Origin of the sequence: Mycobacterium sp. PDNC021 (assembly GCF_048282635.1) — a bacterium.
Taxonomy (GTDB): domain Bacteria; phylum Actinomycetota; class Actinomycetes; order Mycobacteriales; family Mycobacteriaceae; genus Mycobacterium; species Mycobacterium llatzerense.
Map to the genome: position 1 here is coordinate 3,154,484 of NZ_CP182502.1, position 23,464 is coordinate 3,177,947.

The window sequence follows — 23,464 nt, forward strand, 5'->3', positions numbered from 1 at the left end:
ATAAGGAGTCGATCGATGTCAGCTCGAAACGTGACACAGCATGCGCCTCGGCGCGTGTTCCGCGACCGCCGCGAGGCGGGGCGTGCGTTGGCCGAACTGTTGACCGCGTACCGCGACAAGACAGACGTCGTGGTGCTCGGCCTGGCCCGGGGCGGCATCCCCGTGGCGTGGGAGGTCGCTGCTGCGCTCGGCGCACCGCTGGACGCGTTCGTCGTCCGGAAACTGGGTGCACCCGGACACGAGGAATTCGCGATGGGTGCACTCGCGAGTGGCGGCCGCGTCGTCATCAACGACGACGTGGTGCGGGCACTGCGGGTTTCGCCGCAGCGGCTGTCCGACATCGCCGAACAGGAAGGCCGTGAACTGCAGCGGCGGGAGGTCGCCTATCGGGACGGTCGACCGCCGGTCGATGTCACCGGCAAGACGGTCATCGTCGTCGATGACGGTCTCGCGACCGGTGCCAGCATGTTCGCTGCGGTGCAGGCACTGCGGGAGGCAGAGCCGAAAGAGATTGTGGTGGCGGTGCCCGCAGCCTCGGAATCGAGCTGCCGGCAATTCGCCGGCCTGGCCGATGACGTCGTATGCGCCAGCATGCCGAACCCATTCCGGGCAGTCGGCGAATCCTTCTGGGATTTCAGCCAAGTCAGCGACTCCGAAGTGCGAGAGTTGTTGGCGACACCTACGCTCCGGCCAGCTGTCGGAACTCGTTTGCGGGGCAGGACGCCTGCCGAGGTCATCAATGGCGCGGCGATCGATGCGCCCGACGGGATGCCGCCCACAGAGGTGCTGGAGGAACTGATTGGTGACGCGAAGGTCGTCCTCATCGGCGAGGCATCACACGGCACCCACGAGTTCTACGCCGCACGTGCTGCTATCACCAAGTGGCTGATCCGCGAGAAAGGATTCTGTGCCGTTGCGGCGGAAGCGGATTGGCCGGATGCATACCGGGTGAACAGGTATGTACGGGAAATCGGTCACGATGAATCCTCTGACCAGGCACTGAGCGGGTTCGAACGATTCCCGGCCTGGATGTGGCGAAATGTCGTGGTTCGGGACTTCGTCGACTGGTTGCGCCGACACAACATCGAGTGCGCGAATCGCAACGAGAGAATGACCGGCTTCTACGGTCTCGACCTGTACAGCCTGCATCGTTCGATGGGCGAAGTGATCGCCTACCTCGACAAGATCGATCCGCGGGCAGCTGCCCGGGCGCGGGAACGCTACTCGTGCTTCGACCACGTCTCGTCGGCTGATGACGGACAGGCATATGGATTCAAGGCGGCGTTCGGCGCCGGTGCGTCATGCGAACGTCAGGCGATCGAACAACTCGTCGAAATGCAGCGGAACGCGGTGGCTGTTGCACGGCGCGACGGTCTATTGCACGAAGACGAGGCTTTCTACGCTCAACAAAATGCTCAGACGGTTCGTGATGCCGAAGTCTATTACCGCGCGATGTTCGGTGGCCGCGACGCGTCCTGGAATCTGCGCGATACCCACATGGTTCACACGTTGACAGCGCTGCTGGATCATCTCGGTCGCGAAGGCAAACCAGCGAAGATCGTTGTCTGGGCGCATAACTCGCATGTCGGCGATGCACGCGCGACGGAAGTCGGCAACGACGGACAGCTCACCCTCGGCCAGCTTGTTCGAGAACGCTATGGAAGCGACTGTCGTCTCATCGGTTTCAGCACCTATTCGGGCAGTGTCACCGCGGCCAGCGAATGGGGTGGCATCGCCGAACGCAAGGCGGTGCGTCCGGCGCTCAACGGCAGCATAGAAGAGCTCTTGCACGAAGTGGGTAGGGAATCGTTCTTCGTCTCGCCGTTGATCACCGATGCGGCTGCCGAGCCGCTTTCTGTGGTGCGCCTCGGACGCGCCATCGGCGTGATCTATCTGCCTGCCACCGAACGGCAGAGTCACTATTACCACGTACGGCCAGCTGACCAATACGACGCGATGATCCATATCGATCGAACACGCGCGCTCGAGCCGCTGGAACCGACCAGCGTCTGGCACGCGGGCGAAACCCCGGAGACCTATCCGACCGGACTCTGATTCAGCGGTGCCTGAAGGCATCGACCGCGGTCGGCAGGGTCGGAAAGATCCGATCCTCGCCGATCCGGGCGAGTAGGCCGGCTGCCGCCAAGGCGTCACGGAGGTGCTGCTTGACCCGTGCGATGCTGAACACGATTCCGCGTTGCGCCAGGTCTTCACGGAGTTGGTCAAGAGCATCGAGGGCCGTGAGGTCAACCTCCACGTTCGCTTCGGCGTTCAAGATGAACCATTCGACGTGCCCGTCTGTCCTGTCCACTGCCGCAAGCGCGCGCTTGTGGAAATCCTGAGCATTTGCAAAGCACAAGGGCGCGTCGTATCGGTACACGACCAGGCCGGGCAGGGGCGCCGCGGTCGCGTAGTCGTTGAGGTCGTGCATGCCGGCGAGGCCGGGAACGAAGCCGAGGACACTGTCGTGCGCATGCGCGATGCGGCGCAGCAAGTCGAGGATGGACAGGCCGACAGCGACGAGTACGCCGTTGAGCACGCCGAAGCCGAGCACAGCCAAAGTGGTGGCGCAGGCCGGCACGAGCTCGCTGCGGCGAAAACGGGCCAGACGCCGATACTGGGCAACGTCGATCATGCGGACTGCGGCGTAGACGACCAGGGCTCCGAGTACCGCTACCGGTATGTGCGACAGCACGTTACGGCCGAACAATGCGACTGCTGACACCATCATCACCACGATGATCGAATACAGCTGCGTCTTACCCCCGACTGCGCGTGCCAGCCCCGTTCGGGTGGCGCTGGCACTGACCGGAAAGGCGTGTACCAGGCCCGCAGCAGCATTAGCGATTCCCAGGGCGCGCAATTCAGTGTTCGGGTTGAGTTCCGCATCGTCACGCGCGGCGAACGCTCGTGCGGTCAGTACCGCGTCGGAGAAGGCCACGATGGATATCCCGATGGCCGGGAGCACCAGTGCCGACAGGTGGCCCGAGGAGACATGGGGGAGTCCGAAGGACTGCATCGGCTCGGGGACGTTCTGCAGCGACTTGGTACCGCGGAACCAATCTGATTTCCATGACACAAGCGCGGTGGCGGCCACGACGGCAATAGCCGGCCCGGGAAGCTTTGGAGCCCACTTGTCGAGCGCGAACAGCAGACAGAGAACCGAAACCGCCAAAATCAGAGTCGGCGTGTGAATTCCACGTGCCACCTCTGGAATCGACTGGGTAACAGTGGTAATCCGCTCATCCGGCAGCGCTACTGCGGTGAACGCGCCGATTTGGCCGATGAGCATGACGGCCGCGATTCCCGTGATGTATCCGATGAGAATGGGGCGTGACAGCAGATTGGCCAAGAAGCCCAGCCGGGCCAGTGAGGCAACCAGACAGATGAGACCGACGATTCCCGCCAGGACCGCCGCCAGTGCTTGGTGAAGCGCAATATCGCCGCCGGCGACGGGGATGAGCACGGTACCGGTGAGCAACGCCGTGGACGATTCGGGCCCGACGGACAGTCGGCTGGAGGTACCGAAAAGAACGTATGCGATTTGGGCCGATACAGCACCCCATAGCGCGGTCAGTGGTGGCATCCCCGCCAGCATCGCGCAGGCCATCACCTGCGGAACCAAATAGGCAGTCACCGTCGCGCCCGCGACGAGATCGCCGCGCAGCCAACTCAATTGATATGACCGCAGCTTTGCGATAGTCGGTGGCCAGCGGATGACGCGGCTGGTGATGGTCATTCTCGCTCAATCGGATCCATCCATCGAGCTTGCCCGCGGCGTCTCGGATAGCACTAGTGACTTAGGTCAGATATCTGCGCACAGCAATCGTGCGCGCGCGATGGGCGGTGTCGGATATCGCCGTCGGCTCTGGGGCGCAGAAGGCTTCCGGCATTGTGCGAGAGGACCTTTGACCCGTGCCATCGTTCGCGAAACGATGGACGATTCAGGGATGATCCGTCCGGAGTGCCGAGTCGGTAGGGAGGATTCCCCGATGCTCGTACCCACCTCGAAGTGTCAAGAGACAATCGCAGGCTTAGATGATGCTGCCTGCGTGCCAGGCGATCCGGTGACTGATGCGCGCCAAGGCCGGATTCTGCTGCCGATTTCTGCCGGGCTGATCGTCCTGATGATGTTCGCCGGCTGGATGTTTCACGGGTTCTCTCTCGTCCGCCTCGTACTGCCGGACACGTCGGCCGCGCTGCCAGATCGGACAACCTCGGTGGCGGCGAACCCTGCAGCGGGCGGACAGCAATTGTATGCGTGGCTGGCGCAACTCGAAACGCCGCTCGATGCCTTGCTCGTCCAACGGGACAACATGGTTGCGGCGTCGGCCAAGGCGGACGAGACCGGAATTCAGCGTGCCTGCCAGTCGGGTGCGGCGAGCTTGCCACGCCTCCAGAAACTGCTGCCTGGACCGGACGCGGTGTTGAACGCCGCGCTGCAGCAGGTGATCGACGATTACCGCTTCGGATTCACCTACTGCCTGTCCGGAATTGTGCATCAGGACGCAGCAGCGATCGAACTGGCTGCGGCGTATCTGCATCGGGCGAACAACGATCTGCGAACGATGATGGCAATGATTGCGCGTGATCTGGCCGCGTTGGAACCCAACGATTCGGACGTCGTCCAGATATGAATCAACCGGTACGGTCCGCGACTGAGTCTCGGACTGCGTACTACGACACAGCGAACCATGATCTGGCGGCACATGGGGTGTCGTTGAGTCGCAACATCGGTGGTAACAATGCGGGTTGGCATCTGACGCTGCCAACCGAGCCGGATGCCGGCTTGGCGTCCCACATGTCTGTGAGCACCGACGATGACATTGTTCCTGACGCGCTGCGTGATGTCGTCCTCGCGATTGTCCGCGACCGTCCGTTGGCGTCGGTGACTCCGACCAGGATGACCCCACGGGCATCGACGGCGGACTCGAATCCAAGGGGCGAGACGCTGGACCGGGCGCATTGGACGGTCGGTGAGCAGTTCGAGAAGCTGTTGCGGTGGGACCGCGCGGTGCGCGTGGACGCGCCGGATGCGGTACATCAGATGCGGGTTGCCATTCGGACGATTCGAAGTCTCCTGCAGGCTTCGCCCGCCGTGTTCGGACTGTCAGGGGACGCTTGGCTGCTCGAAGAGTTGCGTGAGTTGGCCACCGTGTTGGGCACGGCCCGCGATGCCGAGGTCTTGGCCGCGCGACATCAGCGGGCACTCGATGCATTGCCCGCGAAGCTCGTCCGTGGGCCGGTTCGAACTCGTCTGGTCGACGGAGCCGGCGGCCGTTATCGGTCGGGGCTGCAGGCATCGATCAGCATGATGCGTTCGGCACGCTACTTCAGGCTGCTCGATGCGCTGGACGCGGTCACCACGACTGGCTCGTCGGGCGTCACCGCTCAGGGGAAACGAGCGGCCGCCAAGACGATCGCAGACGCATACAAGCGCCTCGCTAAGCGAGTCAAAGCGGCAGCCGCCGCCGAGCCCGCCGACCGTGACGCGATGCTGCATCGTATTCGAAAGAGTGCCAAGCGATTACGGTATGTCGCGGCGGCGAATAGCGCAGCATGTGTAGCTGAGACTGCGAAGGCCGTTCAGACGCTACTCGGCGATCACCAGGATAGTGTTGTGAGCCGCGCCGACCTCGCTGAACTGGCCGACGCGGCGAACACAGCGGGGGAGGACGCTTTCACCTACGGCTTGTTGTATCAACAGGAGACGGACGTCGCTCATGACTGTGAGCAGGCACTCCCCGCCGCGCTGAAATCCCTCAAAAAGGCCGTTCACAAGGCTGTTTGATTCGAGATGAAGTGGCAGCCGGCCAGAGTCAGCATGGTTCGCTGTCGAGCCGTAACTTTGCCGCGGTCAGGCGCTCTCTCGCCGAATCAGTCAGGGCAGGGTACTGCGGGTCCATCCCACGCAGCGCCTGCACCAGCACAGCTGAGGTGGTCAAGTGACTGAACCATTTGTGATCTGCGGGAACGACGTACCACGGCGCCCACGTGGTGCTCGTGTGGCTGAGCATCTCCTGGAATGCGAATTGATAGTCGTCCCAGTGTGTGCGCTCGGCCAGATCATTCACTGAGAACTTCCAGTTCTTCTGCGGGTTCTCCAGGCGTTGCAGGAAACGGCGCTTCTGCTCGCCCTTCGAGAGATTGAGGAAGAGCTTCACGATGACCGTCCCGTTGTCGTGAAGGTAGCGCTCCCACTCGTTGATTTCTTGGAAGCGTCTGTGCCACAGGTGATGTAGATCGGCGTCTGCGACCGGTGGATCCAGGAATTCGGGGTGCACCCTGGTCGTCAAGACCGCTTCATAGTGGGACCGGTTGAATACCGCGATGCGCCCACGCTCGGGTAACACCCGGTGGTAGCGCCACAGGTAGTCGTGGGCAGCCTCGATGGGGGTTGGTTCCTTGAAGCTGTACACGTCGACACCCACCGGGTTCAGTCCACTCATGACGTGCTTGATCGTGCCGTCCTTGCCCGCGGCATCGATCGCCTGGAGTACGACGACCAGCGCGTGCCCGGAAGAGGCGAAGAACCGATCCTGCAATTCCAGCAGTAGCGTCTTCGCCTCCGCGAGTGCATATTCACCACCGTCTCTGGCCAGACCGGGCGTATGCCTTCCGGGGTTGTGGTCGCGCATGAGGTGGACGTGCGCCCCGGGATCGACCCGCGCGGCATCGGCCAGCGCCTGCCAGTCAGGACAGCCATCGAACGACGGAGCCGTGGACTGAAGACGCTGCGCCTCAGTTGGTTTCGGTGTCGTTGTTTTCATGATGTATCGGGGCGAATTGGGGCGCGCTAGCCAGTGCAATCGAGAGAGACCCTGATGGTCTTATTGATGACGATGGTGGTGGCGTGCGTGCTCCCGGTCGAACGATCGGTGCGAGTCTGAATGATCGGGTCCCATACGTTCTGTACCGTGCATTTGTCCATCGGCGCAACGCCTACGCGCTCCAATTGCACGCCATATCCCTCTTTTTCCAATTGCGCGATGGTGCCTGCCGCGCCGGTATCGGTCATCCAAGAGAAACCGCCGCTGCCCGTTGCTAGGCAACGCAAAGTATCGCCAGAAGGGCTTTTTGCGGTGTCGTTCAAGTTGACCGTCATGCATGCCTGGCCTATTGCCGGGTCTGCGCCGTCGCTGCCGCCGTCATCTGCCAAGACAGGCGAGGACAGGAGAACTGCGCCGAATGCTGTTGCTAACGCAGTGCCAAGAACCACTGTAAACATCATCACTCCCTTACCAGCTTTGTCTGATCGCGCTAGATCTGCCGCGGTAGATCCCGAATGGCATCTGCCGTAGCCTTGGCCGCAGCGGCTGATTGGTGGTTCGGAGCCCATCCGATGACTGTTAGGTATAGCCCGATCAATGCCATGATGACGACGCTGATGATCCACCACGGTGCGCCGGCAAAGGCATCCTGTCCCATGGAGAGGTATGACTGCGGGAAGGTCATCAGCGCTACTCCCTTGGCCACTGTCATCCATCCGAGGACTGATACGGCAGCTGCGGCAAACCCGCGCCAGTACGGGTGCAGCGCAACTACGACAAGTCCCATCGGCAGGACGAACGCTCCCGCGATCCAGGGCCAGACGGAACTTCCGTCGAATGCATGCATCAGGTTCTTGACGTAGGTGGGCCGGGCGACGAGGGTGAGGGCGGCGATGACGAGATACGGGCCGAGCACACGCGCGAACATGCGGGTCCGGTACTCGATGGGTCGTGAAGTGTTCATGGTTTCGACCTTGTCTTCGAGTGTTATTCCGTTGGAGTAGAGGGTTATTACTCGGCCGATCGGCGTCGAGCCGAATCAGGTGAATGGGGCATCGTCGTCGAGCCACGAGACCACGTCGGTCAGGGGCCGGCGCGGCGTCGCGGGCAGCGGATCAGCATTGAGCGGCGCCCAGCCGACGCGAATCAGCATCTGCGGGAACAGTTCGTCACCGAAAACGTCCGTCCGAACGATCTTGCGGCAATCGGGGTTTTCCAACGCCTCGGTGACCGGGCAGGTTGACAGTCCTTGTGCGGTAGCGGTCAGCAGGACTGCGCTCGTGGCTTCACCGGCCCGGAACCGATCAAGTGGGGTGTCCGTTGAGGTGCCGAGAGCCAAAAGTAACCCGTTGTCGTCTGATGCGGTTGTTCCCGCGGGCTGGCCCAACATGGGACCCGCGAAGATGCGGCTGGGAACAGCGGCATTCTGGTCGGGCGTCGGCGTACTACGAGCGGGCACTCCCGCCACCGATGCGTAGCGCCCGCTCCACATCGTGAGTTCGGTGAGGTACTCCCTGTCGTGCACGTGCTGTGAAACCGCCTGCCGCAGTGCGGTGCTCAAGACGTCGTTGAGCTTCACGCGACGCAATCCGATACCGAGGCGGGCGGCGCGGGCAGTCATCAGAGCGACGTCTCCGAGTGCGACGGGCCAGCCGCTGTAATAGCGCCGATCGGTACGACGGCGGGGTATTGCGGCCGCCAGTGCGATGTCCGGCTGACTCGGAGCGCAACGAACCACTTCGATCGAGGCGAGATGGTCGGGCTCAGCGGGGTTCGGGAATCTGTGAATGGTCGGTTGCCAGCCGAGGGCATAGAGGGCCACCGCTGCGTGGTGCAGCGCGGCACCGCAACTGATCAGTAGATCGCGCCCGTCGGGATCGGTGTGCGCCAAGTGCAGCGATTGCTCGGCGTACAAATGCATGCTGTGTGCGCCGATCCGCCACCGCCAGGGCTGGGTGTTGTGGACCGAAGGTGCACGCGTTGCGAGCGCCATGGCGGCGCGCACGGTCTCGTGGTCGGGGAATGTTTTGGACATTTGGGTTACCTCACAGCACATAGGACAGATGGCGATGCAGTCGGTTCGGGTTCCGCCAGTCCCGTGCTGCCGGTCTCGGTTAGGTCGACTTCGATGGTGAGTACCTCATCGTTGCGGTGTTGGGTGTAGGGCCAACCGGCGTCGGCGATGACTTGCCGCATGCCGCGATTCTCTGCCAGCGCGTCAGCGAAGAGCCGTTGGATGCCCGCTGCCTTGGCTTGCGCACCGAGCCGCCTGAGCAGCGCTGTGGCAATCCCGCGGTGGTGATTGCGATGCGCGACGACGATGGCGATTTCGGCGGTGCCGACTGGGGAGGCCGTGATGTAATTGCCGACGGACACAAGTCTTTCGCCGTCGAAGGCACCCAAAGAGAGGCCTCCCGCGGTGGGCTGGGTCACCGAATGCGCCCACTCCGCGAGATGTTTCGGATCGTAGGTGAAAAACCGGAGGTAAAGCTCGTCACCGCTCAGGTTGTCGGCGAGTGCCAGCACCGCGGGGAAATCCTCGGGTTCGAGATCGCGGACAGTGACCTTCGTTCCGTCCCAGAGCGTTTCGTGAGATGCTCGCGCCGGAGACGAGAAGGTGACCGGCGGAGTGAATCCACCCGGAGTCTGCTCGATCTTCATACAGCGATCCTGCAGGTGAACGTCACGCGATCGACAGAGCCATAGGTCACTTCGTCATCCGGTGATTGTTCGCCGTGTGACATCCGAAACCGGTGCCCATCGTCATTGGAAGGCAAGGACATTGGTCTCTGTCGCCGGGCTCGTGCGGCGGCGCAGGCTGAGGTCCTGCAGCGCCAGGTGGCGCGAGGTTCGACCAAGGAGTCCGACATGGACGAGTACAGGTGCAGCCCGGTCGCTCAGTTCTGGGTCCGACATTTCATGTGCTTTTCCCGAAGCCCGCTGGTGCGTCGCAGTGATCGCCTGGAGGCGGCCGCGCGGTTCATGGCGCTGGTTATCGGTCTGTTTCTGATTGCCCCCGCTGCGGCGTTCGGCACTTCCGTTTACGACCAGCAGCGACAGGTAGCGGCGCTGCAGTCTGCCGAATGGCACACTGCAGCGGCGACGGCGGTGGACAGCAGCGTCCTCATATCACGTTTCGGGGCAGCCGGATTCCGATCACATGTGCGCTGGCGCGCCGGCGAGGCCGACCACGATGCGTGGGTCATGGGCCCGACGCACCTGAAGCGCGGTGACCAAACCTCGGTTTGGGTGAACAATCGGGGTGAATACGTCGGCCCCCCGCAGACCAGCGATCAGGTATCGGCCGCCGCGTTCGGTGCGGCAGTCATGCTGTGGCTCGGGCTGACCGGAAGTTTGTACGGATTCGTGCAAGTTTTGCACTGGCGCCTTGACCGCAAGAGATTTGCGGGTTGGGCCGACGAATGGCGCGAATTCGATCGCGACGGTGGCGGCCGAAAGGACCACTACCGCAAGTAACTTCGCAGGTAACCTACGGCAGCGGTGCCCACCACAGCAGTACGGTGCCGCCGTCGGCGCCCGGGTCTACTGTCATCTCGCCACCGCTGTCTGCGGCTCGTCGGCGAAGGTTGGTCAAACCACTCTCGGTCACCGGCTGGGCCAGTCCGCTGCCGTTGTCGGCCACCTCGATGCGGAGTTCGTCGTCGACGGTGACGGTGACCGTGACTGCACTGGCGTTGCCATGGCGGACGGCGTTGCTCACCGCTTCCCGGACCACCGCCTCCGCATGATCGGCGAGATCCGCTTCGATGACGGACAGCGGGCCGTCGTAACGGACAGTCGTGTGTAACTCATTGCTGGAGAACGTGGATACAGCGGCGTCCAGCCGCTGCCGGAGCCGGGTGGTGCCGCCCGAGCTGCCGTGTAGATCGAAGATCGCGGTGCGGATTTCGGTGATCACGTCCTGTAGGTCGTCGATGGACCCGGTAATGCGCTGTTGTACATCGGTGGACCGCGCGCGCGGGACGGCGCCCTGCAGCGTGAGACCGACGGCGAACAGTCTTTGGATGACGTGGTCGTGCAAATCGCGGGCGATCCGGTCCCGATCGGCCAGGATGTCCAGTTCGCGCATCTGCCGTTGGCTTGCCGCAAGTTGCCAGGCGAGCGCGGCCTGGTCCGTGAATGCAGCCATCGTGTCCAATTGGTCGTCGGTGAACGGTTGCCGCTCTTTGCCTCTGAACAGGACCAGGATTCCGATGACCGACGACGTGGTGCGCAGCGGCAGAACGAGCGCATGTGCCATCTCGAGCGCGATGGTGTCGGGAAGGTCGGCGGCATCGCAGCGAGATGGAATCCGTTGGCGGAAGGCGCTTTTGACCGGCCCGTCGGCTACGGTGATCCGCAATGCGGTCGGTCCGATCTCGCCCACGATATCGACGATCTGCAGTTCGGCAATTTCGTCGGTTTGCGCGTCGTCCTCCTCGGGAACGGCCAGCAGCGCGACGTCCGCTTCCGTCAACGCACGTGCTTTTTCGGCAATCAGCCGGAATACGTCGGCGGGCTCGGTACCGGAAAGAAGCGCGGTACCGATGTCGCGGGTGGCCTCGATCCAGGCCTGGCGCCGTTGCGACTGGTGGTAGAGGCGCGCGTTGTCGATGGCGATGCCGGCGGCAGCCGCCAGTGCTTGCGCCAGGACTTCGTCGTCTTCGCTGAATGGCTGCCCAGATGCTTTTTCGGTCAGATACAGGTTTCCGTAAACCTCATCGCGGATACGTACCGGTACGCCCAGGAATGTTCGCATGGGCGGGTGGTGTTCGGGAAAACCGACGGACGCGGGATGCGTATGGATGTTTTCCAGCCGAATTGGTTTCGGCTCATCGATCAGCGCGCCCAGTACGCCGCGTCCCTGGGGCAGCGGCCCGATCTTGCAGCGCGTCTCCTCGTCGATCCCTTCGTAGACGAATTCCACGAGTTCGTGGCCTGCTCCGCGCACTCCGAGGGCGCCGTACCGTGCGTCGATCAACTCGATTGCCGTGCGCACGATGGTCTTGAGCGTCTCATCCAGTTCCAGACCGGACGTGACGGTGAGCATCGCCTCGACAAGGCCGTCCAAGCGATCGCGACCTTCGATGATCTGCTCCACCCGGTCGTGAACCTCGCTGAGGAGCTCACGCAACCGTAGTCCGGACAGCGTCGCCCGCAGCGGGCGATCAGGATTGCCACCATGGCTTGTCACAGCGGTGATTCTGTCATTGCCGCAGGATCACGTCGCGGCTTGCCGCAAACTCCGTGTCAGTTGTCCGGACGCTGTGACCTGTCGAGTTTCGATACAAACACCGCGGCCTGGGTGCGCCGTTCCATGCCGAGCTTGGCGAGCAGGCGGGACACGTAGTTCTTCACCGTTTTCTCCGCCAGGAACATGCGCGCCGCGATCTGCTTGTTCGTCAGCCCTTCGCCGAGTAGATCCAGCAGCACACGTTCTTGATCGGTGAGGCCCGAAAGCGGATCAGACCGTTCGGCGGCGTTGCGTAGCTTGGCCATCAGCGCTGCGGCGGCGCGATTGTCCAACAGTGATCGTCCCGCGCCGACGGCTTTGATCGCCTCGGCCAGCTCCATGCCCTTGATGTCCTTGATGACGTAGCCGCTCGCGCCGGCCAGTACCGCGTCGAGCATTGCTTCGTCGGAGGTGAACGAGGTCAGCATCAGGCACCGAAGGTCGGGCAGGCGGGACAGCAGATCACGGCACAGTTCGATGCCGTTGCCGTCTGGCAGGCGCACATCGAGGACCGCTACATCGGGCCGGAGCGCAGGAATCTGGGCCATGGCATGCGCCACGGTTCCGGCCTCGCCGATGACTTGCAGTTCGGGGTCTGCGCTCAGGAGGTCGATGAGTCCACGCCGTACGACCTCATGGTCGTCGACGAGAAATACAGTGACCATTCACATACCCTTCTGCATGCTGACGACGTACTTGTGTGTGTTCAATTCTCCCTCACGACGATAGGCCAGTCAGCGGTCACAAGCGCTGGTTATGACGGCAAATCAATACGCTGCAATTGACCTGGCTCGGCACTGCGCGCGCGGTCCCGACGATCTCTCCCAAACCGGGCCGGCGATGCCTGCTGATGACGAGTAACTGGATCGAATCAGCGTGGTGCTCAAGATAGTTCATCGTCGAGCCGTTCACCGCGACCAGGTTGAACTCGATGTCCGGGTTTGTCAGGCGGTGGCGCGCAAGCCGTTTGTCCAAACGCACGCGGGCGTTCTCATCCGGGACGTGCTCGTGAGTGTCCGACAGTGGGGTGTGCGATGTCGCCAGCACCGTCAGCGGGGCGCCACGCAGCCGGGCTTCGTTGATCCCGGCGTCGAGAACGTTGACGCTGTCCGGACTCTCGTCGATTTCCACAACCACGTGCCGGGGTTGCGTTGACCAACTGCCGTTCCGAATTATGGCAACCGGGCACAGCGCCGAGGTAGCCAAGGTCGCTGCGGTGGAGCCGAGCCGGGACCCGGTCGCATGGGCGATGCCGAGGGAGCCCATGCACAGCAGGTCGGCTGATCTGGCTGCGTTCAACAGCACCCTGGCGGGGTGCCCCTGCAGAACTTCCCACTCGATCTTGACCGGTTTGTCCGTTGATTCGACCGCGACGAGGGTTCGGCGGACGGAAACGTCGGCGCAGGCCAAGTCTCGCGCTTCCTGTTCAGGGTCGATGGGGCCATGGCCGCGTGGCGCAACCACGTAGAGCAAGCGCAGAGGCACATCGCGAATGACGGCCTCGTCGACCGCCCACAAGGCAGCATTCACCGACCACTGCGAGCCGTCGATGCCGACTACCACCGCTGAAGACGGCGAAGCTGATTTGTACATCTCCGTACTCTCCTGAAAATCATCGAGCTGATATTCATCGACGGTAGGTGCGGTGGTGCCGCCGGCGGCAGGGGAATTGGTCCCTAGTCGCCCGGCACAGTGACTTGCGGCGGCGGGACTGTTGGCCGCGACAGCGGGTCGATGTGCTCTAGCCCGCAACCCGTTCCGACGCCATCGTCGATGGCATGAAGAAGCAGCTGTTCACGGGCATGGCGCTTGTCGCGGCGCTGTGTGCAATAGGGAGCTTGATGCGAAAGCGCAGCGCTGCCAGACGGGAGTCGAGCGAGCCTCCGTCAATTCCGATCGTGCGGGCGATGTGGCCGGTGACGGAAGACATCAGACAACTGGCGGCGCGGTGTCGGTGGCGGGACCTCGTCGAGGGCGGGGGCCGTGCCGATCCGGACCAGCACCTGCGGCAACGGATGTCCGGTGAGTGTGCTGATGATGTCGCGAGTGGCCGAGTGCTCGGTCAGGTGCGTGAGCGTGCAACTGGCTAGGCCGGCGATCGTGGCCTCCAGTAGCACCGCGGATAACGTCTCGCCGCACGCCAAGATGTCGTCACGGGTGTCGCCGAGCGCGGAGATCACCACAACGGTGGCGTGGTCGTCCCCGGCTTCCCGGCGTCGCTCCCGGGTGTGCGTCACCGGGAACGAGCGTCCGATATCAACTCGATCGCTTTCTGCGGCCGACACCAGGGCACTGTGTGGGATGCCCGTCGCTGCGCCAAAAGGTGATGTCCACCATTCCAATTCGGCGTGGTAGGCGGTGTCGTACATCCTCAGCAACTCGGCAAGATGCGACGCCTCGGCCAGGTCGATACGTTGCCCGGCGGTCAGCACGTCAATCTGGGTCGGCCGATTGCCCACGGCCAGTCGCAGTAGTCTCTCGAATGCCGGCCAGTCCTCCACGGCGCCGAACGGCAGTCGGTCAGTTCGTCGGCACAGGATTGCGTCTGCCGCTCGCCGCTGTGCCGGAGTCACCCCGATTGCCGGCCGGAAATCGATATCGGCGAGGTGATGTCGGTTGTTGGGATTGGGAAAACGATCGACGAGGGTGGTCCAGCCGGCTGCTGCCATCGCGACCCGCAGATGATCCAGTGCCGCGCCGCAGCTCAACATTGCCTGACGCCCGGAACTATCGGTGGCCACCAACCAGTCGGTGTCGAGAAACAGCTTCAAGGTGGCCGATTCCAGAACCCACTTCCACGGCTGGCTGTTGTGGAACGACGGCGCCCGACAGGCCAGGTGTACCGCATCTTCGATCTCTCGGAGTGAAATTGTGGCTTTCGTCATGAGATGTCCTTCTCGGCGCTGCGAGGTCCATACCGACCCTGCCCGATGTGGTTGAGCTCCAGACAGAGCCAGAAGTCACCAGTAGCCGGGCAAGTGACCATTGGCCGTCATCAGTGGGACGGATGGCCGCATCGTCGGCTCGACATGGCAGAAAGGATTGCCGCCATGAGCCTTGCTGTCACACCGCACGTCACTGACACCGTGGCTCCGGCCGCACGCATCGAAGTTCACGAAACGCATACCGGGCTGGTCGTGCTAGCGGGCGATCGCGCTTACAAGGCGAAGAAGCCGGTGGTCACGGATTTTCTCGATTTCAGCACACGAGAGCGCCGTGAACGTGCATGTCTGCGTGAGATCGAGCTGAACCGCCGGTTGGCCGCGGACAGCTATCTCGGCTTGGCGCATCTCGTCGCGCCCGCGGGCGGCCCGGGCGAGCCGGTGATCGAGATGCGGCGCTATCCCGACGCTGAACGACTCGCCACCATGGTCGCGAAAGGGCTGCCGGTGGAGGGTCACCTCGATGCCATTGCGAAACAGCTCGCGCGATTGCATGCTGTTTCGCCACATAACGAGGAGATCAGCGCTGCTGGGCGCCGCACGGCCGTCCTCGCACGCTGGGAGCAGAACTTGGCCGAGCTCGACCGTCGGGCCACGGCATTGGACGCCGTCGGCTCCATTGCCCTCATCAGTCGTCTGTTTCAGCAGTACATCAGCGGCCGCTCTGAGCTGTTCAGGCAGCGCGTCAAGCAGCACCGCATCGTCGACGGGCACGGCGATCTTCAGGCCGGAGACATCTTCTGTACGGTCGATGGGCCGGTCGTCCTGGACTGTCTGGAGTTCGACGATCAGCTCCGCTACGTGGACGGTATCGACGATGCGGCCTTCCTTGCGATGGACCTGCAGTTCCGGGGAGCGGCTGAACTCGCCGACTACTTCCTGACCAGCTACCGGCAGGCAGCAGATGATGCGGCACCGCCGTCTCTGCCACATTTCTACTGCGCTTACCGGGCGACCGTCCGGGCCAAGGTCGATTGCATCCGGATGGAACAGGGAGATGTCGTCGCCCGCCCCGACGCGCTGCGGCATCTGGAACTGGCAATCAGGAACCTACGTACCGCGACCGTTCGGTTGATCCTGGTTGGCGGCGCCCCTGGGACGGGCAAGAGCACGGTGTCCAGGGAATTGGCTACAGCTGTTGCGGCCCAGGTGATTTCGAGTGACGATGTCCGAGCCGAACTTTGCGAGGCCGGATGTTTGAGCGGGCCGGCCGGGCAGTACGGGACCGGCCGCTACAGCCCCGAGCAGGTTGAGCTGGTCTACCGGGAGATGTTGAATCGTGCAGGTTTGCTTCTCGCGCAGGGATGCTCGGTCATCCTGGACGCCACTTGGCGGGACGCCGATCTGAGACAGCACTCGCGAGCCTTGGCCCACGACCACGGTTGTCCCCTGGTGGAATTGGAATGCTCGGCCCCTCTCGGCATCGCCCAGGAGCGGATTCGGCACCGGCGCGGTAGCACGTCCGAAGTCACCGCAGAGATAGCCGCGGCGTTGGCGAAAGAACCCTTCAGTTGGCCCGAGGCTCATCGACTCGACACCGCCGATTCTTTGAGTGCAACGGTGGACGCTGCGGTCGCGGTCTGTCGTTCAGCGCTCTGACAGGAGTCTGCGGCAGAGCACTTTTGCTTGTCTCGAGGGACCTTAGGCACTAGGGCCGGTCGCGGGTGCGCGATGAGATGTCAATGGAGATCAACTGATCTCAACGTTGTCGGAGAATGGAGGAGTGACATGGTCGCGAATCAGGAAGTCCAACCGCGGACGCGTGGTTTCGCCCGCGTACTCGGACCGTTCTACGTAGTAGTCGGTACCGTCGTAGCTGTAAGGGCCGCGGACATGCGCCCGATGCTCTCGGAGTTCACCAGTAGCAACACGTGGCCGTGGATCACCGGCGTCTTCTTGCTCATGGGTGGTATCGCGGTCATCGCGTTTCACCCATACTGGCGTGGCGCGGCAGCGGCGATCGTCTCGATTGTCGGGTGGGGGATGGCCGCGAAAGGCTTCTTCCTGCTGGCCTTTCCGCATCAGTACGCCTCGCTGTCGAGTCGCCTGATCGGCGCCACACCCGTGTGGCAGTTCGTCTACCTACTCGGTGCGTTGATGGGCATCTACCTCACCTATGTCGGGTGGGCGAAGCGGCCGGATCCGGCGTCGCAGGCGCCGTCGGGGATCCAAGGCCTGCCCCGGGCAGCCTGACGGGAATTCTGATGAATGCCATTGCCACCATGAAGCCGATCGTCGTCGGCATCGACGGTTCCAAACACGCGCTGCGCGCGGCGCGCTGGGCTGCACTCGAGGCGGCGAGCCGAGACGTCACGCTGCGGCTGGTCTACGTCATCGATGCGGTCGACGCCGATGAGCAGGAGAACATCGACCGGGCACAGCATGCGTTGCACAAAGCGTGGGAAGCGGTTGTCGATACGCACATCGACGTGAAACTCGAATCGGAGATTCTTTCCGGCAGTCCGGCGGAATGCCTTGCCGCAGAGTCCGATCGCGCGTCCCTGGTCTGTGTCGGAGACCGTGGAACGCACGACACGCCTGACGGTCCTCGTGGATTCACGGCGGCCGAGGTCGCTCGGCGGTCGCCGGGATCCGTGGCGATCATCCGGCGGGCGCACCGGGACTTCGATCACCGAAAATGGATTGTGGCCGTGCTGGACGAATCAAGCTCTGCCACTGCCGTGGTCGAGGCTGCGGAGACTGATTCCGCGTGGCGCAACGCGCCGATTTTGTTGTTGGAGCCCTGGTCGCATTCGAGTGAGCCGGTCGACGCCAGGCATCCGGTGCATTCCGCCGTGGAACGGTACTTGAAGAATCCGGACAAGAGTCATCTCCAGCCGGTCACGCTGGCCATGCCGGGACACCTGACCAACCTGTTGCGCCAGAGTGCGTGCATCGACCAGCTGGTCATCGTGCCCGGAGACCACCCTGAGCTGGTCGCGGAACTGACCAGCGAAGAGGTGCGAAAGGCCTTGAAGGATTCGGATTGCACACTGTTGTTCATCCGGCCGGCATCGCCCGTAGTTGTTGGCAACGGCGTTGCCCGACAGCAGGGTTCGGCTGACCGTACGCCCGCGGGGCAGTCATGACCCAGGTACTGTTCGAGACCGCTTGCGTCACCCCACCGAGGACGACGCAAGCGGCGGTGGTGACAGCGGTCGCGCACCCGGCTCCGCGTTCGCGCGACTGGATCGTCGAGGTCGCTGGGAAACTTGCTCGTCGCGAGGGCCGGGACGACATGACACGCGAAACGGAGATCACGCGCTTGTGTCGGGAGGCCGCACTGCGGTTCGCCGATGCCCCGATCCAAGCCTTTGTCCCGCTATTGGTCGAGCGCATCGTGGGAGACCGGATCCGGCGTGAACGCAGCCAGAACCGGAGCACCGGGGTGGCTACGGATCATTCCGCACAGCGTCAGTCGTGCCGGCCGGCATCCCCGTGACCAGCATCCCCAGCCTGGTTCTGCCGAGGAATCCGAGAAACCGGCGCAGGGCGGGCCGCATCAGGTTATTCAGCCGTCGTCCTTGACGGTGAGCAGCACCTTTCCCACTGTCTTGTCGGAGTCGAGCAGCCGGTGCGCTTCCGGCGCATCGGTGATCGGTACCTCGGCCGCGACGACCGGTGCCACCGCACCGTCGGCGATCAGCGGCCACAGCTGTTGCCGCAGTGCGCTGATGATCTCGGCCTTCGAACCGGGGCCGTCTTCGGGCCGACGACGCAGGTTCGTCACATGCACCGAGCCCCGTTTGAACAGCAGCGCACCGAGATTGAGTTCGGCGACCGCGCCGCCCTGCAACCCGATGATGGTCAGGTGGCCGTTCTCGGCCAGCGCTTCGACGTTCTTACCCAGGTAACTGCCGCCCATGATGTCGAGAATGACGTTGGCGCCCGAGTACTCCGTGTTGACCACAGCCGGGAAATCCTGGTCGCGGTAGTTGATCAGGGTCTGCGCGCCGAGTTCGCGGCAGGCATCCAGCTTGAACTGCGTACCGGCCGTCACCGCCACGTTGGCCCCCAACGCACGTCCCACTTGTATTGCGTGCGTGCCGATTCCGCTGCCACCGCCGTGGACCAGCAGAGTCTGTCCGCTCTGCAGGCCACCCGTCATCACCACGTTCGACCACACGGTGGCCGCAGTCTCGGGCAGCGCGGCGGCGGCAGTGACGCTGACGCCGTGCGGCAGCGGGAGCACCTGGGAGGCCGCTACGTTGACGCGTTCGGCGTAGCCGCCGCCGGCCAACAGTGCGCACACGGCGTCGCCGGGTGCCCAATCCTGCACGCCGGCACCGACTTCGGCGATGTAGCCGGAAACCTCGAGGCCCGGAATGTCGCTGGCGCCGGGCGGCGGTGGGTAGAAGCCCATGCGCTGCATGACGTCGGCGCGATTGACCCCCGCCGCCACCACATCGATGGCGACCTGACCGGGACCCGGTGCGGGCAGGTCGTCGACCTGCGCCCACTCCATCACCTCGGGACCACCATGGCCATTGAGCGTTATCGCGTACATGCATTCCTCCTTGGTTGGATGGTGGGCTATTGCGTTCGGTTCCGCGTCGCATACCTGTTTCGGCGGGCCAGGTAAGCCCGCGGGCTGGAGCCGTTCCAGCGGTGGAAGGCGTGCGAGAAGTTGCTGACATCGGTGTACCCCAGCCGGTTCGAGACCTGCTCGACCGTCATACCGCTCTGGAGCAACTCCGTCCCCAGGTGGTGGCGCACTTCGTCGAGCAGCTTCCGGAATGAGGTGCCTTCGGCCTCCAATTGCCGCCGCAGCGTCCTGGTGCTGCTGGACAGCCGCCCCGCCACCTGGGCCAGGCTCGGTGGGTTGGCGGGGTCGGACAACAGGAGGTCGCGCACCAGACCGGCGCGGCCGGTGCGGGCTTCCCGCTGCTCGAGAAGCAATCGGCATTGCTGCTCGGCGAGCTTGGCGGTATGGCTACTCGCCTGCGGTAGCGGGAGGTTCAACAGTTCAGCGGCGATCGTGACCGTCGTCTCGGCATCATCGAATTCAGGTGTGGCGCCGAACATCTCCTCGTAGATGGACACCGCCGGCCCAGGGTCGGGCAGGGCGAAGCCGATGCGGCTCGGCGGTGGGGTGGTGCCGAGGATTTCCCGGTACAGGTTGGGGATGGCTGCCGCGTCACGTTCGAGGACGAACCGGCGGACCGGTGCGGGCACGGCGCGGGAGTCGATGACGACGATGAGGTCGTCGCCGGAGTGGCGGGTCTCGAAGGTACAGAAGGCGTAGCTCAGCTGGACGAATCGCACCGCGACGTCGATGGCTTCGCCCAACGTCGGACTGGTGAGGATCGCGAATCCCCACACGCCGAATGCCGTGACCGGATACCGGGCTGCCGCTTGCAGGCCGAGTCCCGGCCGATCACCCAGCACGGCAACGATATTGGCGATGGCCTTGAGTTCCTGCTGTGCGGTGATCTCGGCGTCGGGGACACGGATGGCCGCGGGCGTCGTCCTGGTGCCGGCGAGGCATTGCTGTGGGGTCAGGCCGAATTCGGTTGCCCAGTCGAGCATCAGCGCCAAGCTGGCCGCCGGCCGCTTGGATTGCAGATCCAGTGTCGTCATAGGTTGCGCGTTCGCTCGCGATACTCCCGCGGCCCGACGCCCTTCCATCGCCGGAACGCCTGAGTGAAGCTCGAGACCTGCGAATAGCCAAGGCGTTCAGCTATTTCCGCAACGGTCTTGCCGTCCGCGAGCAGTTCCTCGGCCAGTGCCTCGCGGGTTTCTTCCTGCAAATCGCGCAATGACACCCCTTCCTGGGCGAGGTGCCGTCGCAGCGTGCGCGCGCTGACGGTCAGTTGCCGCGCTGCCTCGTCGAGCGAGAGGACGGGGGACGGACTCGACAGCATCATGTCGCGAAGCAGTCCCGCCACGCCGGCGCGAGCCGATCTGTCCCTCAGAAGGTCCACCGCTTGCTTCTCTGCCATCGACCGGGCGTACTGGTTCGCCTGCGGCAGCGGCTTGGCCAACGAATCGAGACCGATGATGAGGCAGTTCTGCGGTGCCCCGAACTCGGGTTCGATACCGAACACGTCGACGTACTTCTGCACGACCTCGTCCCTGGGGCGCGCCGTCGTGTAGGCAACTCGCAATTGGACGTCGGATGACATCAGCAGGTCGCGCTGCAGGGTCTGGATGCCGGCACTGTCGCGCTCGACGGCGAAGCCGCGGATGTCGAGCGGAAGCTGGGAGGGGTCGAGAGTCAAACGACCGTAACCGTCCCCGGTGTCGGCCGACACAGTCAGTCGGCACAGGCAGAAACTCAGCGAGGCCAGCGATACGCCCACCGCGAGGGCATCTCCCAAGGTGCGCGAGCTCATCAGCGCCAGCCCCCAGATGCCTGGTGATGCGGCATGACAACGCAGACCCGCCTCGATACCCAGGCCTGGGACATCAAGGTCGCCAAGGATATTCGTGATGATCTTGAGTTCGTCCCGAAGGTGGATCTCGGCATCGAGGTCTTCGAGGGTGGCCCGGGTCAGTGAGGTGCCACGCAATGAATCGGCGTCGGCCATGCCGTGGTCCGCGGCCAGGTCGACGAGCAATGCGACACCAGCCGGTGAGCGAAGAACATCGTGTGTACTCACATCGTCCTCATTCGGCCGTGTCCACTGTGTGCTGCCATCCTGCGGTATCGAGCCTAGGGGTCGATATGCCTCGCACAATAGGTGATGAATGGCCAACAAGTTGTGAGAAGTGGCCACTTCGTAGCGTCTGGTGCCCGGCCAGGGAATTCTTGGCTCATGACCAAGCGCATCCTGAACGTTGTCACCAACATCTCGCACTACGTAGACCCGTCAGAGCCGACCGGGTTGTGGCTGTCGGAGCTGACGCACGCCTATCACGTCTTCGCCGAGGCCGGCTACGAGCAGACGATCGTCAGCCCCCAGGGCGGACTCTCACCGCTCGAGCCGCGGTCACTGAAGTTCCCGAACTTGGACAAGAGCGCCAAGGCGTGGAAAGCCGACGACGCCAAGATGGCACTGCTGGCCAACACCGCCGCGCCGGCCGATATCGATTCGGCGGATTTCGATGCCATCTACTTCACCGGCGGTCACGCCGTGATGTTCGATTTTCCCGATAGCGAAGGACTGCAACGTATCTCGCGGGAGATTTTCGAACGCGGGGGAGTCGTATCCTCGGTCTGCCACGGTTACGCGGGGCTGCTGAACACGACGCTGTCGGACGGTTCGCTGCTGGTGGCGGGCCGCAAGCTCACAGGATTCTCCTGGACGGAGGAAGTGGTGGCCCGCGTCGACAAGTTGGTGCCCTACAACGTCGAAGAAGAAATGAAGAACCGCGGCGCGCTGTACGAGAAGGGCCTGATTCCCTTCGCCTCGTACGTCGTCGCCGACGGTCGCCTGGTGACGGGCCAGAACCCGGGCTCTGCCAAGGCGACGGCCAAGAAGGTCGTCGAGGTGCTGAAGGGCTGAGTTCGCTTCGCAGTCGTTGGACGCACTCCTTTTCCCTGTCCACAACCGAATAGAGTTTCGCGTCATGAGGGCGATGGCGCAACGCAGCTGGAATACCGGGGAGCCGATCGAGCTGGTCGAGCTGCCGACACCGGAACCGCGTGCGGATGAGGTCCGAGTCAGAGTGCAGAGCATCGGACTCAACCCCGCGGACTGTCAGATGCTCATCGCGCCACCGATGCGACTGCTGGCCAGAGTGCTCGGACCCAAACCGCCGGTGGTGCTCGGCCTGGACTTCGCCGGAACCGTCGATGCGGTCGGCCCGAAGGTGCGCGACGTCGGGCCCGGTGACCGGGTGGTCGGCAGCACCGACTTCTCGCGCGGACAACGCGGCTGTTTCGCAGAAACTGCGGTGGTGCGTGCCGACCAGGTCTGTCATGTCCCCGACGCGGTGGATCTCGATACCGCAGTCGCACTGGCAATTCCGGGTGTCACCGCACACCGCACTGTGGTGGACATCGGCCGCCTCCGCCGCGTCGAGCCATCGCAGCGCCGGGTTCTGGTGCTCGGCGCCTCCGGTGCCGTCGGTCAGCTCACCGTTCAGATCGCCAAACACGAAGGCGCCGTGGTCGTCGGCGTCTGTTCGACCAAGAACGTCGAACTCGTCAAGGAACTGGGCGCCGACATCGTGCTGGACTACACCCGCGGCGACGTCCTCGAGCAAGCCCGGCAGTACGGGCCGTTCCAGATCGTCGCCGACTGTGCCGATGCCTACTCCCGCCGAAAGTGCCTGTCCCTGCTGTCCGCGCGGGGCCGCTACGTGATGGTGTCGATGCACAATGTTGCCGACGCCGTCTACACCCTCATCCCGCCGTTCCAGGCGCGGACGATCCTCGGGCGACCGACCCGCGACCGGCTCGCACCGCTGATGGCGGCCGCCGACGCCGGCCAACTCACGGTGAACATCGCCCAGCATCTTCCGTTGACCAGCCTGCAGGAGGCCGTCGATCTCAGCGAAAGCCACCGGATGACCGGAAAGTTGATCCTGCATCCCTGATCGAGACACGTTGAGTGACAAGGTGTTCAGCAACG

General features: G+C 63.6%; 23 protein-coding genes. 10 read left to right on the forward strand and 13 right to left on the reverse strand.

What is annotated here, in order from left to right:
- Positions 1-15: 15 nt before the first annotated feature.
- Positions 16-2,055: an erythromycin esterase family protein gene (locus ACNO8X_RS14900; RefSeq protein ID WP_418001614.1), complete on the forward strand. Its 2,040-nt coding sequence runs from the start codon at positions 16-18 to the stop codon at positions 2,053-2,055.
- Between the two features lies 1 nt (position 2,056).
- On the opposite strand, the gene ACNO8X_RS14905 is transcribed toward ACNO8X_RS14900, so the two are convergent.
- Positions 2,057-3,739 (reverse strand): SulP family inorganic anion transporter, encoded by a 1,683-nt coding sequence (locus tag ACNO8X_RS14905; protein ID WP_418001615.1) that lies wholly within the window; start codon positions 3,737-3,739, stop codon positions 2,057-2,059.
- Positions 3,740-4,052: 313 nt separating this feature from the next.
- Between ACNO8X_RS14905 and ACNO8X_RS14910 the strand changes: the two genes are divergently transcribed.
- Together ACNO8X_RS14910 and ACNO8X_RS14915 are read left to right on the forward strand one after the other, a co-directional pair.
- Positions 4,053-4,637 (forward strand): hypothetical protein, encoded by a 585-nt coding sequence (locus ACNO8X_RS14910; protein WP_418001616.1) that lies wholly within the window; start codon positions 4,053-4,055, stop codon positions 4,635-4,637.
- A gap of 83 nt (positions 4,638-4,720) precedes the next feature.
- A complete protein-coding gene (locus tag ACNO8X_RS14915) occupies positions 4,721-5,791 on the forward strand; it encodes a CHAD domain-containing protein (protein ID WP_418001617.1) in 1,071 nt (356 codons plus the stop codon).
- Between the two features lie 28 nt (positions 5,792-5,819).
- On the opposite strand, the gene ACNO8X_RS14920 is transcribed toward ACNO8X_RS14915, so the two are convergent.
- From ACNO8X_RS14920 to ACNO8X_RS14940, 5 genes are all read right to left on the reverse strand, one after another.
- A complete protein-coding gene (locus tag ACNO8X_RS14920) occupies positions 5,820-6,770 on the reverse strand; it encodes a PPK2 family polyphosphate kinase (RefSeq protein ID WP_418001618.1) in 951 nt (316 codons plus the stop codon).
- A gap of 26 nt (positions 6,771-6,796) precedes the next feature.
- Positions 6,797-7,228 carry a hypothetical protein gene (locus ACNO8X_RS14925; RefSeq protein WP_418001619.1) on the reverse strand — a complete coding sequence of 144 codons (432 nt, stop codon included), beginning with the start codon at positions 7,226-7,228 and terminating at the stop codon, positions 6,797-6,799.
- Between the two features lie 32 nt (positions 7,229-7,260).
- Positions 7,261-7,734, reverse strand: a complete 474-nt coding sequence (locus ACNO8X_RS14930; RefSeq protein ID WP_418001620.1) for a hypothetical protein — start codon at positions 7,732-7,734, stop codon at positions 7,261-7,263.
- 75 nt (positions 7,735-7,809) lie between these two features.
- The gene (locus ACNO8X_RS14935; RefSeq protein WP_418001621.1) at positions 7,810-8,805 is read right to left on the reverse strand and encodes an Acg family FMN-binding oxidoreductase; all 996 of its coding nucleotides are present in this window, start codon (positions 8,803-8,805) and stop codon (positions 7,810-7,812) included.
- A gap of 5 nt (positions 8,806-8,810) precedes the next feature.
- Positions 8,811-9,431 (reverse strand): GNAT family N-acetyltransferase, encoded by a 621-nt coding sequence (locus ACNO8X_RS14940; RefSeq protein ID WP_418001622.1) that lies wholly within the window; start codon positions 9,429-9,431, stop codon positions 8,811-8,813.
- Positions 9,432-9,638: 207 nt separating this feature from the next.
- Between ACNO8X_RS14940 and ACNO8X_RS14945 the strand changes: the two genes are divergently transcribed.
- On the forward strand, positions 9,639-10,247 hold the full coding sequence (locus tag ACNO8X_RS14945; protein ID WP_418001623.1) for a hypothetical protein: 609 nt from the start codon (positions 9,639-9,641) through the stop codon (positions 10,245-10,247).
- Positions 10,248-10,260: 13 nt separating this feature from the next.
- Here ACNO8X_RS14945 and ACNO8X_RS14950 read toward each other — a convergent pair whose 3' ends face one another.
- The 4 genes from ACNO8X_RS14950 to ACNO8X_RS14965 form a co-directional block, all read right to left on the reverse strand.
- Positions 10,261-11,964, reverse strand: a complete 1,704-nt coding sequence (locus tag ACNO8X_RS14950) for a GAF domain-containing sensor histidine kinase (RefSeq protein WP_418001624.1) — start codon at positions 11,962-11,964, stop codon at positions 10,261-10,263.
- Between the two features lie 56 nt (positions 11,965-12,020).
- Positions 12,021-12,668, reverse strand: a complete 648-nt coding sequence (gene dosR / locus ACNO8X_RS14955; protein ID WP_418001625.1) for a hypoxia response regulator transcription factor DosR/DevR — start codon at positions 12,666-12,668, stop codon at positions 12,021-12,023.
- Positions 12,669-12,744: 76 nt separating this feature from the next.
- Complete coding sequence (locus ACNO8X_RS14960) at positions 12,745-13,596, reverse strand: universal stress protein (RefSeq protein WP_418001626.1); 852 nt, start codon at positions 13,594-13,596, stop codon at positions 12,745-12,747.
- Positions 13,597-13,889: 293 nt separating this feature from the next.
- Positions 13,890-14,888, reverse strand: coding sequence for an Acg family FMN-binding oxidoreductase (locus tag ACNO8X_RS14965; protein WP_418001627.1), 999 nt, complete (start codon positions 14,886-14,888; stop codon positions 13,890-13,892).
- A gap of 165 nt (positions 14,889-15,053) precedes the next feature.
- Here ACNO8X_RS14965 and ACNO8X_RS14970 point away from each other — a divergent pair, with 165 nt between their 5' ends.
- From ACNO8X_RS14970 to ACNO8X_RS14985, 4 genes are all read left to right on the forward strand, one after another.
- A complete protein-coding gene (locus ACNO8X_RS14970; RefSeq protein WP_418001628.1) occupies positions 15,054-16,544 on the forward strand; it encodes an AAA family ATPase in 1,491 nt (496 codons plus the stop codon).
- A gap of 129 nt (positions 16,545-16,673) precedes the next feature.
- The gene (locus ACNO8X_RS14975; protein WP_418001629.1) at positions 16,674-17,138 is read left to right on the forward strand and encodes a hypothetical protein; all 465 of its coding nucleotides are present in this window, start codon (positions 16,674-16,676) and stop codon (positions 17,136-17,138) included.
- 11 nt (positions 17,139-17,149) lie between these two features.
- Positions 17,150-18,034, forward strand: coding sequence for a universal stress protein (locus ACNO8X_RS14980; protein ID WP_418001630.1), 885 nt, complete (start codon positions 17,150-17,152; stop codon positions 18,032-18,034).
- Positions 18,031-18,387, forward strand: coding sequence for a three-helix bundle dimerization domain-containing protein (locus tag ACNO8X_RS14985; protein ID WP_418001631.1), 357 nt, complete (start codon positions 18,031-18,033; stop codon positions 18,385-18,387). The genes ACNO8X_RS14980 and ACNO8X_RS14985 overlap by 4 nt, the downstream gene beginning before the upstream one ends.
- Before the next feature lie 69 nt (positions 18,388-18,456).
- Here the strand turns inward: ACNO8X_RS14985 and ACNO8X_RS14990 are convergent, their stop codons facing one another.
- From ACNO8X_RS14990 to ACNO8X_RS15000, 3 genes are read right to left on the reverse strand one after another with little or no spacing between them, the layout of a single operon-like run.
- Positions 18,457-19,452 carry an NAD(P)H-quinone oxidoreductase gene (locus ACNO8X_RS14990; protein ID WP_418001632.1) on the reverse strand — a complete coding sequence of 332 codons (996 nt, stop codon included), beginning with the start codon at positions 19,450-19,452 and terminating at the stop codon, positions 18,457-18,459.
- Positions 19,453-19,478: 26 nt separating this feature from the next.
- The gene (locus tag ACNO8X_RS14995) at positions 19,479-20,525 is read right to left on the reverse strand and encodes an AraC family transcriptional regulator (RefSeq protein ID WP_418001633.1); all 1,047 of its coding nucleotides are present in this window, start codon (positions 20,523-20,525) and stop codon (positions 19,479-19,481) included.
- A complete protein-coding gene (locus ACNO8X_RS15000; RefSeq protein WP_418001634.1) occupies positions 20,522-21,505 on the reverse strand; it encodes an AraC family transcriptional regulator ligand-binding domain-containing protein in 984 nt (327 codons plus the stop codon). Before ACNO8X_RS15000 ends, ACNO8X_RS14995 begins: the two co-directional genes overlap by 4 nt.
- A 198-nt stretch (positions 21,506-21,703) precedes the next feature.
- Here ACNO8X_RS15000 and ACNO8X_RS15005 point away from each other — a divergent pair, with 198 nt between their 5' ends.
- Complete coding sequence (locus tag ACNO8X_RS15005; protein ID WP_418001635.1) at positions 21,704-22,393, forward strand: type 1 glutamine amidotransferase domain-containing protein; 690 nt, start codon at positions 21,704-21,706, stop codon at positions 22,391-22,393.
- Positions 22,394-22,457: 64 nt separating this feature from the next.
- Positions 22,458-23,429, forward strand: a complete 972-nt coding sequence (locus ACNO8X_RS15010; RefSeq protein WP_418001636.1) for an NAD(P)-dependent alcohol dehydrogenase — start codon at positions 22,458-22,460, stop codon at positions 23,427-23,429.
- Positions 23,430-23,464: the final 35 nt, after the last annotated feature.

Coding starts and splice junctions, on each gene's coding strand:
- ACNO8X_RS14960 (WP_418001626.1), bottom strand. CDS start 13,596: ATGTACAAATCAGCTTCGCCGTCTTCAGCGGTGGTAGTCGGCATCGAC.
- dosR (WP_418001625.1), bottom strand. CDS start 12,668: ATGGTCACTGTATTTCTCGTCGACGACCATGAGGTCGTACGGCGTGGA.
- ACNO8X_RS14985 (WP_418001631.1), top strand. CDS start 18,031: ATGACCCAGGTACTGTTCGAGACCGCTTGCGTCACCCCACCGAGGACG.
- ACNO8X_RS14970 (WP_418001628.1), top strand. CDS start 15,054: ATGAGCCTTGCTGTCACACCGCACGTCACTGACACCGTGGCTCCGGCC.
- ACNO8X_RS14940 (WP_418001622.1), bottom strand. CDS start 9,431: ATGAAGATCGAGCAGACTCCGGGTGGATTCACTCCGCCGGTCACCTTC.
- ACNO8X_RS14930 (WP_418001620.1), bottom strand. CDS start 7,734: ATGAACACTTCACGACCCATCGAGTACCGGACCCGCATGTTCGCGCGT.
- ACNO8X_RS15005 (WP_418001635.1), top strand. CDS start 21,704: ATGACCAAGCGCATCCTGAACGTTGTCACCAACATCTCGCACTACGTA.
- ACNO8X_RS14900 (WP_418001614.1), top strand. CDS start 16: ATGTCAGCTCGAAACGTGACACAGCATGCGCCTCGGCGCGTGTTCCGC.
- ACNO8X_RS14935 (WP_418001621.1), bottom strand. CDS start 8,805: ATGTCCAAAACATTCCCCGACCACGAGACCGTGCGCGCCGCCATGGCG.
- ACNO8X_RS14995 (WP_418001633.1), bottom strand. CDS start 20,525: ATGACGACACTGGATCTGCAATCCAAGCGGCCGGCGGCCAGCTTGGCG.
- ACNO8X_RS14905 (WP_418001615.1), bottom strand. CDS start 3,739: ATGACCATCACCAGCCGCGTCATCCGCTGGCCACCGACTATCGCAAAG.
- ACNO8X_RS15010 (WP_418001636.1), top strand. CDS start 22,458: ATGAGGGCGATGGCGCAACGCAGCTGGAATACCGGGGAGCCGATCGAG.
- ACNO8X_RS14945 (WP_418001623.1), top strand. CDS start 9,639: ATGGACGAGTACAGGTGCAGCCCGGTCGCTCAGTTCTGGGTCCGACAT.
- ACNO8X_RS14990 (WP_418001632.1), bottom strand. CDS start 19,452: ATGTACGCGATAACGCTCAATGGCCATGGTGGTCCCGAGGTGATGGAG.
- ACNO8X_RS14920 (WP_418001618.1), bottom strand. CDS start 6,770: ATGAAAACAACGACACCGAAACCAACTGAGGCGCAGCGTCTTCAGTCC.
- ACNO8X_RS14965 (WP_418001627.1), bottom strand. CDS start 14,888: ATGACGAAAGCCACAATTTCACTCCGAGAGATCGAAGATGCGGTACAC.
- ACNO8X_RS14975 (WP_418001629.1), top strand. CDS start 16,674: ATGGTCGCGAATCAGGAAGTCCAACCGCGGACGCGTGGTTTCGCCCGC.
- ACNO8X_RS14980 (WP_418001630.1), top strand. CDS start 17,150: ATGAATGCCATTGCCACCATGAAGCCGATCGTCGTCGGCATCGACGGT.
- ACNO8X_RS14925 (WP_418001619.1), bottom strand. CDS start 7,228: ATGTTTACAGTGGTTCTTGGCACTGCGTTAGCAACAGCATTCGGCGCA.